This window comes from Mariniflexile sp. AS56, assembly GCF_030552475.1.
In the GTDB taxonomy this organism is placed as follows: domain Bacteria; phylum Bacteroidota; class Bacteroidia; order Flavobacteriales; family Flavobacteriaceae; genus Mariniflexile.
Genome location: NZ_JAUPED010000001.1, coordinates 373,998 through 386,907, shown reverse-complemented (window position 1 = coordinate 386,907; position 12,910 = coordinate 373,998). Strand labels below are relative to the sequence as shown.

At 32.8% G+C, this 12,910-nt stretch carries 14 protein-coding genes; 11 read left to right on the top strand and 3 right to left on the bottom strand.

Annotated features, from left to right (window positions below; genetic code table 11):
• Positions 1–111 precede the first annotated feature (111 nt).
• Positions 112–912: an HAD family hydrolase gene (locus Q5N74_RS01755; protein WP_304386968.1), complete on the bottom strand. Its 801-nt coding sequence runs from the start codon at positions 910–912 to the stop codon at positions 112–114.
• Positions 913–1,076: 164 nt separating this feature from the next.
• Here Q5N74_RS01755 and Q5N74_RS01750 point away from each other — a divergent pair, with 164 nt between their 5' ends.
• The 5 genes from Q5N74_RS01750 to Q5N74_RS01730 all read left to right on the top strand — a co-directional run bounded on the left by Q5N74_RS01750 (position 1,077) and on the right by Q5N74_RS01730 (position 6,047).
• Positions 1,077–2,081 carry a LacI family DNA-binding transcriptional regulator gene (locus Q5N74_RS01750; RefSeq protein WP_304386967.1) on the top strand — a complete coding sequence of 335 codons (1,005 nt, stop codon included), beginning with the start codon at positions 1,077–1,079 and terminating at the stop codon, positions 2,079–2,081.
• A gap of 357 nt (positions 2,082–2,438) precedes the next feature.
• Positions 2,439–2,585, top strand: a complete 147-nt coding sequence (locus tag Q5N74_RS01745; protein WP_304386966.1) for a hypothetical protein — start codon at positions 2,439–2,441, stop codon at positions 2,583–2,585.
• Positions 2,586–2,693: 108 nt separating this feature from the next.
• Complete coding sequence (locus Q5N74_RS01740; RefSeq protein ID WP_304386965.1) at positions 2,694–4,532, top strand: sensor histidine kinase; 1,839 nt, start codon at positions 2,694–2,696, stop codon at positions 4,530–4,532.
• A gap of 8 nt (positions 4,533–4,540) precedes the next feature.
• Positions 4,541–5,215: a response regulator gene (locus Q5N74_RS01735; RefSeq protein WP_304386964.1), complete on the top strand. Its 675-nt coding sequence runs from the start codon at positions 4,541–4,543 to the stop codon at positions 5,213–5,215.
• Between the two features lie 355 nt (positions 5,216–5,570).
• Complete coding sequence (locus Q5N74_RS01730) at positions 5,571–6,047, top strand: hypothetical protein (protein ID WP_304386963.1); 477 nt, start codon at positions 5,571–5,573, stop codon at positions 6,045–6,047.
• 2 nt (positions 6,048–6,049) lie between these two features.
• On the opposite strand, the gene Q5N74_RS01725 is transcribed toward Q5N74_RS01730, so the two are convergent.
• Together Q5N74_RS01725 and Q5N74_RS01720 are read right to left on the bottom strand one after the other, a co-directional pair.
• Positions 6,050–7,183, bottom strand: a complete 1,134-nt coding sequence (locus tag Q5N74_RS01725) for a glycosyltransferase (protein WP_304386962.1) — start codon at positions 7,181–7,183, stop codon at positions 6,050–6,052.
• On the bottom strand, positions 7,180–8,148 hold the full coding sequence (locus Q5N74_RS01720; RefSeq protein WP_304386961.1) for a lysylphosphatidylglycerol synthase domain-containing protein: 969 nt from the start codon (positions 8,146–8,148) through the stop codon (positions 7,180–7,182). The genes Q5N74_RS01725 and Q5N74_RS01720 overlap by 4 nt, the downstream gene beginning before the upstream one ends.
• Positions 8,149–8,204: 56 nt before the next feature.
• Here Q5N74_RS01720 and ruvC point away from each other — a divergent pair, with 56 nt between their 5' ends.
• From ruvC to Q5N74_RS01690, 6 genes are all read left to right on the top strand, one after another.
• Positions 8,205–8,759, top strand: a complete 555-nt coding sequence (gene ruvC / locus Q5N74_RS01715) for a crossover junction endodeoxyribonuclease RuvC (protein ID WP_304386960.1) — start codon at positions 8,205–8,207, stop codon at positions 8,757–8,759.
• A gap of 95 nt (positions 8,760–8,854) precedes the next feature.
• Entirely contained in the window at positions 8,855–10,000 is a 1,146-nt protein-coding gene (gene hemW / locus Q5N74_RS01710) for a radical SAM family heme chaperone HemW (RefSeq protein ID WP_304386959.1), read from the top strand.
• Between the two features lie 14 nt (positions 10,001–10,014).
• Complete coding sequence (locus Q5N74_RS01705; protein WP_304386958.1) at positions 10,015–10,761, top strand: cyclase family protein; 747 nt, start codon at positions 10,015–10,017, stop codon at positions 10,759–10,761.
• 10 nt (positions 10,762–10,771) lie between these two features.
• The gene (locus tag Q5N74_RS01700) at positions 10,772–11,134 is read left to right on the top strand and encodes an MmcQ/YjbR family DNA-binding protein (protein WP_304386957.1); all 363 of its coding nucleotides are present in this window, start codon (positions 10,772–10,774) and stop codon (positions 11,132–11,134) included.
• 161 nt (positions 11,135–11,295) lie between these two features.
• Entirely contained in the window at positions 11,296–12,123 is an 828-nt protein-coding gene (locus Q5N74_RS01695) for a hypothetical protein (protein WP_304386956.1), read from the top strand.
• Between the two features lie 117 nt (positions 12,124–12,240).
• A complete protein-coding gene (locus Q5N74_RS01690; protein ID WP_304386955.1) occupies positions 12,241–12,819 on the top strand; it encodes an alkylphosphonate utilization protein in 579 nt (192 codons plus the stop codon).
• The last annotated feature ends 91 nt before the right edge of the window (positions 12,820–12,910 follow it).

Sequence of the window (12,910 nt, the reverse complement as noted above, 5' to 3'; positions counted from 1 at the left end):
TACTTCAAAAAAAACAAAAACCGGATTAGTTTATTTAACTAATCCGGTTTTGTTTTATAATAGGTTTTCAGCTTCTGTTAAGTGGGCTTGATTTTAATTAAGTATCATAACTTAAGTAGTGATGAGATGCTCAATAATGGATTCTACGCCTTCTTCGGCATTACTTTTAGTTGTATAGCGTGCTATTTTTTTAACATCTGCGTGTGCATTTTCCATAGCATAGCTAAAGTGTGCTAATTCTAGCATTTGCAAATCGTTGTTATAATCGCCAAAAACCATCGTTTCTTCCTTTGTAACGCCTAGTTTTTCTTGCAAAATATTTAAAGCATAGCCTTTGTTCGCGTTCGCATGCGAAATATCTAGCCAGTTTTTACCAGAAACAATAATTTGTGTGTCGCTTTGTAAACTGCCTAAATGCGGTAGTATGTTTTTTTCTGAACACTCAAAATGGTATACTGCTATTTTTAGAAAATCATCATTTGTTACTTTGGTTAAATCATCAACCATTTTATATTCGGAATAGTAATTACTAAATTTCGATATAAAGTCTTGATTATTGGTTTCTATGTAAGCCGATTTTCTTCCGCATAAAACAATAAAAGCGCCCTCAACTTCGCGTAAAATCTCGATAGATTTTTGAATGTTTTCCTGAGTTAGTTTTAATAAAATATGTTCCTTGTTGTCATGTGCCATCATGCCACCGTTTTCAGCAATTATAGAAATATCATCTTTAATACTGTATAGCTTTTCTAGAATGCTTTGGTATTGCCTTCCGCTAGCTGCAGCAAAATGAATATTTCTTTTTTTAAGTTCTTTAAACTGATTGAAAAATCGTTGGCTAACTTCACTCTTAGGGTTTAAAAGGGTGCCATCCATGTCTGTTACTACTAGTTTAACATTCGAAAAATTCATAAAAAATAGATTAAATACAAAAATACTATTCTAGAATTTAATAAATGTGAGTTAATCGTTAATCTATTCCGTTAATTAACGAAAATTGAGTCGTTAAATATTTAAACATTATTTAGATGTGTGTATTTTTGTAAATTGCGTTAAATTAATTCACACGTTTATATATGGTAACTTTAAAACAGCTGGCAAAAGAGTTAAATGTTTCGATATCTACAGTTTCTAAAGCATTGAATAATAGCGAAGAAATTGGGGAAGATACAGTAAAACGTGTAAAAGAACTTGCCGAACTTTATAATTACAAACCTAATAAGGTGGCTTTAAGCCTTAAGCAGAATAAAACAAAAACCATTGGAGTTATTATTCCAGATATTTTAAATCATTTTTTGGCCAAAGTGCTTTTTGGTGTGGAACGTGAGGCTACTAAGTATGGTTACAATATAATCACGTGTATTTCTAATGAATCTTTAGAACAAGAAAAAGAAAGTCTACGGCTGTTGGCAAATGGTAGCGTAGATGGGTTTATTTTATCTTTATCTGAAGAAACTCAAGTTAAAAACGAAATAGAGCACTTTAAGACAACTATTCGTCAAGGGCTGCCTATTGTTATGTTTGATAGAGTTGCGCATGATGTGCTTTGTGATAAGGTGATTGTAGACGATTTTGATGCGACTTATAATGCGACTAAAAGTTTGCTTTTAGAAAAGCGAAAAAATATTGCGTTTATAAGCACGCTTGATGGTATAAGTGTTGGTAAATTGAGAGAGCGTGGTTACGTTAAGGCTATACTGGAGCATAATGTTTTTGAACCTTTAGTTTTAAAAATTAAGAAGAAAGACGACCAACAAAAAAAGATTATGTCTTTTTTTAAGAAGAATAAAACCATTGATGGTGTTGTGGCTGCAGATAGTTCTTCCGGAATAATTGCTATTAACACCGCTGTTAAGTTGGGGTTAAAGGTGCCTAAAAACATTTCGGTAATTGGCTTTGCTAGTAAGTCAGATTCTTTTCATACCATCCCTAAATTAACAACCATAAGACAGCACGCTAAAGAGATTGGTGCAAATGCGGCGCAAATGCTAATTAATAGGCTTCAAAATAAGTCGGAGACCATAGATGTTAAAACAAAAATCGTAAAAACGACGCTTATTAAAAGCAAGTCTACTTTATAGGTTATATCCTTCAAAACTGTAATAAATAAGCTGAAAATTAAATTTCATCGTCAAAATTAAACATTTAATCGATTTTATTTTTTTTATTAAAACTATTTATCTTACATTAGCAGCATCTTAAATAGCTCGTTTATATTCCCTCTGCGATTTAAGATTAATTAATCCACGCTTGACTTTAAGGTCAAAAAAATCCCTCGAAATAGTATATTGTAAATCTGTGCGCTTTTTTGTGTATTCGATTTTAAGTTAATTATCCATTTTTTCCCTCTAATCAAAGATTTTGTGTTTCAAAGTCTAGATTAACACGTATTTTAAAATTTAAAGAAAAAATTAATATAACCTTAAAATCAAATACTTATGAAATCTCTAAAAATTACTTTAATTGTAGCTGTTATTTTTGCATCATTAACTTCTTGTACTCAACAAGACTTAAACGAAGACGATGTATTAACATCACCAGAAACTGAAAACACACTTTTTACTGGAGGAGATATTGATCAATAGAAAATATATTCAATAAAAATAAATAAAAGCTCTTTGTAGAAATACAAGGGGCTTTTTTTATAAGGAAATTATAAATACTTTTGAGGGAATCTGTAATAATCCCTTTTATTGAAATTTAAATTATTTTATATAATAGTTGTTTTATTTTTAAATTATTCATTTAGTCAAGAAAGCTATAATTTAAGAAAAATAGACTCATTAAAACAGGTTGTTTTAAATGGGAAAGAGCAAGATTCTGTTGCTTCCGCAGAAGCTCACTATGTTATTGCAGAATATTATAGAAAGGCAACGCCATTGGCAGACAGTGCTTTTTATTATTACCATAAAGCAGAAAAAATATTTAAGAAGCTAAATGCTCATTACCAATTAGCTTTAACCTTGTATGGTGTTGCTGTAATTCAAAAAAATGAAAAAGATTTTATAGGTAGTGAAGTGTCATCTATTGAAGCACTAGGTTTGTTGGAAACCATGCCTAGCTCCGATGAAGTTTTAAATTTAAGGTCATTTGTGTACAATAATTTAGGGATTGTTTTTAAGGAGCTTGAACAGTATGATGAATCTGTTAAATATCATATAAAAGCAATTGAGCTTAAGGAAAAATTAAAAGGGGATAATAAGAAAACCATAAATATTTCTAGAATAAACCTTGGTAGTACATATAAAAATGCAGAACTATTTGACTTGGCTATAAATTATTATAAACAAATTTTGTCTGATAAAGAGTTTATTAAAGCAGAACCAAGAATATATGCTTTAGTCCTAGATAATTATGCGCATTCCTTGTACTTGTCGAAAAAAGAAAGTCAGCTTCCAGGATTGTATCATAAGGCGCTTAAAATTAGTGATAGCGTTGATTTTAGGGGTTATAACTCTATAGTTATTAACCAGCATCTTGCCGAATTTTATAATGATAAAGGGCATAAAGACTTAGCGAAATATTACGCTTATATGGCAAAGGATATTTCAGAGAAATATCATAACGATGATTTGTTGAAATCCCTCTTATTACTTTCAAAAATTGAAGATGGTGTATTGGCAGTAGAACATTTAAATTCTTATATCCAACTTAATGATAGTTTGCAAAAGAATGAACGTTCCATTAGAAATAAATTTGCTAGAATTCGTTTTGAAACCAACCAAATAGAGCAAGAAAATATTCAAATTTCAAAGGAGCGTATGTGGTTTTTGGTTATTTCAATAGTTGTAATAATTGCATCTTTTCTAGTATACCTTGTGATTGCACAAAGAAATAGAAATAAAGAATTGCAGTTTATTCAAGAACAGCAAGAAACAAACGAAGAAATTTATAACCTGATGCTTTCTCAAAATGAAAAAATTGAAGAAGCGAGAACCTTTGAGAAAACACGAATTTCTGAGGAATTACATGATGGTGTTTTAGGTCGCCTATTTGGTACTCGATTAAGTTTAGATAGCTTGAATATGAGTAGTACTGAGGAAGCTATAAAAACAAGGAGTCAATATATAAGTGAACTTAAAACGATTGAGGAAGATATTAGAAAAGTATCACACGAGTTAAATACCGACTTCGTTTCCGGGTCCGGTTTCGTAGATATTATTAAAACACTGGTTGAAACACAGAGTACTATTTATGATCTATCCTATAAAATTGACCATGATGATATTATAAATTGGGATGGAGTTTCAAATAAAAAGAAGATTCATATTTATCGCATCATTCAAGAATCGTTGCATAATATTTATAAACATGCCAACGCAAGTCACGTTAAAGTTAGTTTTGAATTAAAAAATAATGTAATTTGGCTACAACTTACAGATGATGGTGCTGGTTTTAATGTTGACAAAGCTAAATCGGGTATAGGTTTAAAGAATATGAACTCTAGAATTAAAGAAATAAATGGAATTATAGATATTACGTCGCAAAAAGATTCTGGCACAACCGTTACAATTCAAGTCCCAATAACCTAATTATATTTATGAATCAAAAAATTAGAATTTTAATGATTGATGATCACCCCATGATTATTGAAGGGTATCAGAACACATTATTGTTTACAAAAAAGGAAAATCAGCAATTAGAAATAGATATCGCAAACAATTGTGATGAAGCTGTTTCGCTCATGGATAAAGCCGTTGAAAAGGAAAATCCTTATAACGTTTTATTTGTTGATATTAGTTTACCACCGTCAAAAGATGGTTTAATGACCTCTGGGGAAGATTTAGCTGCATACGCTCGTAAGGTGTTGCCAAAAGCAAAAATTATTATTCTTACGATGTTTAATGAGTCGTTTCGAATACATAATATCATAAAAACAATAGATCCAGAAGGATTTTTAATTAAAAGTGATTTAACATCTAGCGAGTTGGCGAGTGCTTTTCAAGCAGTACTTAATAACCCGCCATTTTACAGTGGTACAGTAAATAGTTTTATAAGAAAGGCTATTACAAGTGATATTGTTATAGATGAAAAAAACAGGAAAATTCTTCATTTGTTATCGCAAGGAGTTAAAACAAAAAATTTAGTGCCACATTTAGACCTTTCTTTAAGCGCTATAGAAAAGCGAAAAAAACAATTAAGAGATATTTTTGATGTACAAGACGGACAAGACGAAACCCTTGTGAATGCTGCAAAAAGCAAAGGATTTATCTGATTTAGAGCCTTGTTTACCAGTTATTGGGATAAAAATAAATTATTTTCAATTATTTTTTACGCTCATTTAGCCTGCTATACTTGAAGATTATAGTTTACCCGTAAATATATTACGGGTTTCCCGTAACTTGGAAAAGAATCTTATTCGTACATTTGTAGTATCAACACTTCAGAAATTAAGTAATCCCTCAATTTTTTTGTTGATAATAGCAATTTACATAAACCCTATGGATGTGAGAGACCCATAGGGTTTTCTTCTTTTATAAGCTGTTTTTCTTAAGCAAAGCGGTACAAAATGTGACTTTGTTTAATTTAAAAACCAAAAAAATCGTACTTTTCACCTTTAGTTTTAACCTATGAAACAAATTTATGTTTTTGTATTCGTTTTAACGCTTACGTCTTGCGAGTATTTTAATGCGAAAAAAACATCTTCAGAAGCTATTTTAAAGGAGGAGTTGCAAACGTTTAATTGGAACGATGTTGATGTGTATCCCACTTTTTCTGTTTGTGATTCTTTGGAAATTAAGAACGAGAAAACCGCTTGTTTTACAGAAGTTTTAACGAGTCATATTTTAGAATATCTTCAAAGTAAACCCATTGTGGTTACACATGATGTGACTGATACCATCCATTTAAAATTTCAAGTATCTGAAACAGGTACGCTGTCGCTTATAAATATAGAAGCAGATAGTTTGATAGTGCAAGAAATACCAAATATTAAAAATTTAATTTATTCTAGTTTAGATTCATTACCTAAAGTGTTTCCAGCCATAAAACGCGGGCAGCAAGTTAAAACCGAGTTTCAATTGCCCATAATTATCCACGCTAATTAAGATTACTTATTAAAAGTACGCCCTTTCCATTTGTAACTAGAAAATATGGAAGCAAAGGCAACATATACACTGAAAAACGGATACACCAAAAACCCAACAATAAAACTTCTTAAAATCCCTTTTTGATTAAAAAACAGGGCCGATTTGTAGATTAAAAAGAAGTCGATATTGAACTTTATAATGGTGATATATAGAAAGACTTTCAAATTAAAAACACCAGCTACTAAAAGGGCTAATAAAGCTATAATAAGCGCATTGTTTAGTAACACGATAAGTCCGGTAAACTTTCCGAACCAATTGTTATACGAGCTGGTTTTCGCAGCCCAACGCATGCGTTGCGCTAGTAAGGTCTTCCAAGTGGGTTGCGCTTGTGTTTTTACAATCGCGTAATCGCATTTTAAATAATGTACTTGTTCAGGGTGTTTTTTAATTGCCTTTTCAAGTAGAAAAATATCGTCACCACTTGCCGTGTTGGTGTTACCGGCGAAACCATTCAATTCTGTGAACAAGCTTTTTTTATAAGCAAAGTTAGCTCCATTGCATAAGAAGGGTTTATTTATGCCGAAACCACCCATAGTAGCGCCTTGTAAACTTAATAAGTCGAGTACCTGGAACCTATTTAAAAAGTTGCCTTGTTCTAGGTAGGTTACGGGTGCTGCAATACAATTAACGGTATTTTTTTGAATGTATTCATCAAAACTATTTAGCCAATATTTAGGCAATCGGCAATCGGCATCGGTGGTAACAATCCACTCGTTTTTAGCTTGTTTAATGGCCGTTGAAATGGCATCTTTTTTTGGTGAATTCGTCGCTCTTTCGTTTTTTATAATTGAAATATTAGTTAGCTCAGAATCGAAATTTTTTACTGCACGCTTTATAATCTCAACGGAATCATCATCAGAATCATCATCAATAAAAATGATTTCAAATAATACCTTTGGGTAATTTAGTGCGTTAATCGATTTTAATAAAGCTGGTAAATGTTCAGCTTCATTCCGAAAAGGAATGACTATCGAAAATGTGGTTTTAGATGGTAAATCGGCTAATTTAAATGTTTTAACCTTATCAAAACCAATGGCGAAGCTTCCAATTAATAGTAGATACAAAATGGTGATAATGAAGCTAATTAGTGTCATAAGTCGTTCTTAGGGAAATTAAAATTCAATACAAAATAGCTTCCTAAAATACTTGGAAACACAAAGTTTAAAACCCACATAAGGGTTACAATACATAAAATGGAAATCGCGTTTATACCGATAAAACTAAATAAATATACGGCAACACTGCCTTTTATTAGTACATCAAAAATAAAAATAGATGGTATAATGGAGGCTAATAAATACATAGAAGTAATGAGCGTCATACTTTCTAAATACGAGTTGTTGACTCCGAATATAGTAAGCAAATAATAAAATTGAAATGAAAAAATAAGATAGCGTAGCAACGATAAACAAAACCCATAGATAAGGAGTTTCTTGGGGTAGTTTAAAAGGAATACTTTCATTTTTTCAAAAGAAAACCCTTTGATGCTGAATCTGGATTTTTGAATAACAAAAAACACGAAGCCAATACAAGCAAGTGTAAATAGAGTGCGTAGCAAAAGTTTATTATAATTTAATGAAATAGCGTATTTCGATATAAAAAAATAAAGTCCAATGCATCCTAAAATACAGGTAACTCCCATTTGTAAAATGTTGCTAAGTAAGTTTGTTAGCAAAATGCGTTTTCTTAAATTTTTAGTGTAATAAATAGCTTTAGCGCCATAGTCCCCAATTCTGTTAGGCGTAAATAAAGATGCAGTTAAGGCTCCTAAACTTTGTTGAGATGCTTTTTGAAATGTTATTTTATTGATTGGTGATACTAGTTTCTGCCATTTCAATATTTCAAAAAACCAGTTAAAACCAGTTAGAATGATTAAAATTAGTATGGTTTTAGCTGAAAAAACATCGTGTTCATTTAAAATGTCAATAAAGTTTGAAAATTCTAACGAACTGTTATAAGCGAGCTTTCGGTATATAAAATAAAAAGCAGCAACAACAATGCTTATTTTAATAAGTACAAAAAAGAATTGTTTAGTTTTGTATGGTAGGGTATAAATCATAAACTCATCTACAAATTAAACCAATATTCCCGTACCAAATCAAATAGAATGTATTAATGAGTAAAGAAAGAATTATTTTAGGTATTGACCCTGGTACAACGATTATGGGTTTCGGACTTATTAAAGTGGTGGGTAAAACCATGTCTTTTTTACAACTTAATGAGCTGGATTTAAAAAAGTACGACGACCATTACTTAAAATTAAAACTCATTTTTGAACGAACTATCGAACTTATAGAAACGCATCACCCCGACGAAATAGCGATTGAAGCTCCCTTTTTCGGGAAAAACGTGCAAAGTATGTTGAAACTTGGTCGTGCGCAAGGTGTCGCTATGGCTGCGGGTTTAAGTAGGGGAGTGCCTATAACAGAGTATTCACCCAAAAAAATAAAAATGGCTATTACGGGCAATGGAAATGCGAGTAAAGAGCAGGTTGCTAAAATGCTTCAAAGTTTATTGGGACTAAAAACCTTGCCCAAAAACCTGGATGCCACCGATGGTTTAGCGGCAGCAGTTTGTCATTTTTATAATGAAGGACGCGTAGAAGTTGGTAAAAGTTATTCCGGTTGGGGTGCATTTGTAAAACAGAATGAAGATAGGGTTAAAAAGTAGTCGATTTTTATATGAAGATACTAGTTTATAAAGTTGAAATAATGGTGGTGGAGTTTCTTTGTAACTGCAAATCACAATTAAATACTGCTTTCTAAATGGCTGGAATATATATACATATACCGTTTTGTAAACAAGCCTGTCATTATTGTGACTTTCATTTTTCGACGTCGTTAAAAAAGAAAGGCGATTTGGTACAAGCGCTAGCGAAGGAAATCGAATTACGAAAAGATGAATTCAAAAATATAACTGTTGAAACCATTTATTTTGGTGGTGGTACACCGTCTTTATTATCTGTTAATGAGCTGCAATTATTAATTGATACGGTTTATAAAAACTACCAAGTTGTAGTGCAACCTGAGATTACTTTGGAAGCCAATCCGGACGATTTATCAAAAAGCGTGATAATCCAGTTGGCAAAAAGCCCTATTAATAGATTAAGCATAGGTATTCAATCTTTTTTTGAAGCCGATTTAAAACTCATGAATCGCGCGCATAATGCAAACGAAGCTAAAACCTGTTTGGAAGAAGCATCGAAGCATTTCAAAAATATTTCAATTGATTTAATTTACGGTATTCCAGGTTTAACCAATGAGAATTGGATAAAAAATATAGACACGGTTTTAAGTTATAATATGCCTCATATTTCGAGTTATGCCTTAACTGTAGAGCCTAAAACCGCTTTAGATACCTTTATTAAAAAAGGACTGGTTAAAAACGTTGATGATGATTTGGCGCAAGAACAGTTTCATATATTAATAGATAAGCTGGAAGCTTCCGGGTTTGTTCATTATGAATTGTCAAATTTTGGGAAGCCCGATTATTTTAGTAAAAATAATTCGGCTTATTGGCAAGGGAAACCGTATTTGGGTATTGGTCCTTCGGCACATTCATTCAACGGAAATGAACGGGGTTGGAATGTGCGAAATAATTCAAAATACATTAAATCCATTGAAGAAAATAAACTTCCTATAGAGACCGAAATATTATCAATAAGCGATAAATATAACGAGTACATAATGACGGGCTTGCGAACCGTTTGGGGTGTTTCCTTAGAAAAAGTAGCCCAAGATTTTGGTAAAACATATGTCGATCATCTTTTAAAAGTATCTGAAAAACATATCAATTTAGGTTTGCTTATCATTTCCAACGAAAGTGAAGATTCAAAGAAATCCATTTTAACAACAACTAAAAAAGGGAAGTTTTTGGCAGATGGTTTAGCTTCCGATTTGTTTATGATTTGATTATATTTGGCTATATGATAGCAACAATTCAATACAATTCAAAAAAACATCAAATAGATTTATCAAAACCTTTAGATATTTCAATCCCTTTAAAGGCCTCAAAAAGTAATGTGAATGCTTGGTATTTGGATGCACCTAAAATCGATCCTGTTATAGATGGCGATTGGGTTGGCAGTGTTCAAGAAGGCGCTTCGGTTAACTTCAATACCATCAATTTCAATCCGCATGCCCACGGTACGCATACGGAATGTGTGGGCCATATTACCAAAGAATGTCATTCTGTAAATAAAAATTTAAAGCAGTTTTTTTTCTTGGCAGAAGTTATAACGGTCGCTCCCGAGGTGATGGACGGCGATTTTGTAATTTCTAAAAAGCAACTTCAAACTGCATTGGGTAATAAAAAGCGCGATGCGGTGGTAATTAGAACGCTTCCTAATACAAAAGATAAAAAATCAAGGCAATACTCGAACACGAACCCAACATACCTGCAGGAAGTCGCTGCCATTTATTTAAAAGAAAAAGGTGTAAAGCATGTGTTAATTGATTTACCAAGTGTAGATAAGGAGAAAGATGAAGGTAAATTACTAGCTCATAACGCATTTTGGAATACGCAAGGCGAATTGCGTTTAGATGCTACGATTACCGAACTTATTTATGTGCCAAATAAAGTGAAGGATGGTGTTTATTTTTTAAACCTTCAAATAGCGCCGTTCGAGAATGATGCAACACCCAGTAAACCCATTTTGTATAAAGTAATGTAATATTTTAAAAATGAACATAGAGCAATTTCACGACTATTGTTTAAAAAAGAAAGGCGTTACCGAAGATTTTCCTTTTGATGAAGATACGCTGGTTTTTAAAGTTTTAGGTAAAATGTTTGCCTTAGTAGGTTTGAAAAGATGGGAATCTGGTAATAAGGCGATTAATCTAAAATGTGATCCAGATTACGCCGAAGAACTCCGTGCAGCATACAGTAATATCCAACCAGGTTATCACATGAGTAAAAAGCACTGGAACACCGTTTCACTGCAAGATGGCAGCTTGCCTCCACAGTTTTTATTCGAGCTTATAGACCACTCATACAACATGGTAGTGAAGGGAATGCCTAAGAAATTGAGAGATACTTTACTGTGAATGTTTTTTATAAGTTGTTGTAATTCAATGTTTTTTTTGTATATTTAGCTAATTCATGTATTCGCTCCCAGAATAAATTAGTCGCATAATCTAGTACGCCCTAAAATCTTAAAGTAGTTTTTAATTAACTAATCATATTAACTTTAATTTTTTAACAGATTATGAAAACAACCAACCAATTTCTTAGAACCATGGCAATAGTAGTGTTGCTATGTATCAGCACACCTAGTTTTGCTCAAGAAGCATCCAATCGTCCAGAGTACGTTGTTCGCACAACTTTACATTGGAATATGGATATGGAAGATTTTGACATGGCAACCTGGAAAGCCGGTGAAAAGGAGTATTTAGAGAAGGTTACAAGAAAGAACGAATATATTATGTCGTCTTCTGTGTATGTCCATCAAATGACGCCCGATAATACCGAATTACTTTCCGTAAGGGCCTTCCGTACATGGGGTGATATTGAAAAAGCATCGGCTAAGGATGCAGAGTTAGAAAAAGCAGCATGGCCAGACGAAACTGCCAGAAAAGCGTTTTTAAAAAAGTTAGCTTCTTATTATTCACATGAGCATGCCGATGAAATATATTCAACCTTACCTACAGCGAAAGCTATTCCAGAAGGAAATACGAAAGACTTGATTCTTTACATACGTACCACCCATTTAGCCTATCCAGAAGATGGGGATAATAATGAACTTAAAGCTTTATGGACTGAAAGTTTCGATAAATTAATAAAAACAAATCCGATAATTAAAGGTTACTACCCAAACAGACATGCTTGGGGTAATGACGGAACCGAAATTGTAGAGGCTATTTTCTTAGAGTCGCTAGCCGATATGGATAAAATGTTTGATAGTTTTGAAGAGCTAAGTAAAAAAGCATGGCCAGATGAAGCAGCTAGAAAAGCACGAGGTAAAAAATATGATAAATATTTTACAGGCGTTCATGGAGATGCGGTGTATAAATTGATTGCCGAACTATCAAAATGATTACATTCAATATGAAAAAAAAAGGTGCCTTCGGGTGCCTTTTTTACTTTATAATAAGTGCCACACCTTGTGGAAGCTTTTATTTAAGCGTATTATTGCAGGGTTAAATAACAAATCATGAGCGTACTACAAACATTACAAGAGCGAAGTAGCAATATCTGCGAACTTTGCACTTCAAATAGCGAACTAAAACAATATACCCTTCCGCCTTCGTTAAACGAGAATGTAGACAATAGTTTATTGGTTTGTGGTAATTGTTTAAGTCAAATCGAAGAAGCTACAGATATGGACACAAACCATTGGCGTTGTTTGAATGACAGTATGTGGAGTGAGTTTGTGGCGGTTCAAATTATGGCTTGGAGAATGCTACAAAGGTTGCGTAATGAAGGTTGGCCAAAAGATTTGTTAGATATGATGTATCTAGACGATGAGGCTTTGGCTTTAGCAAGAGCAACAGGCGAGCATGAAGACGAGTCTAGTAAAATAATTCATCGCGATGTTAATGGCGTCATTCTAGAAGCAGGAGATTCTGTCGTTTTAATAAAAGATTTGAAAGTAAAAGGCTCTAGCATTGTTGCAAAGCAAGGTACAGCTGTTAGGAATATTCGTTTAGACCATGAAAATGCCGAATACATTGAAGGCAAAGTAGATAGTCAACAAGTCGTAATTATTACTAAGTTCGTTAAGAAGTTATAATATTTGGGCGTTACCACAAGGGTCGGGCTTTTCGCTATATCTTTTTAAAACATCAAGACGAGGAGGCAGGACGAAGCAGTCTGTAAATGTT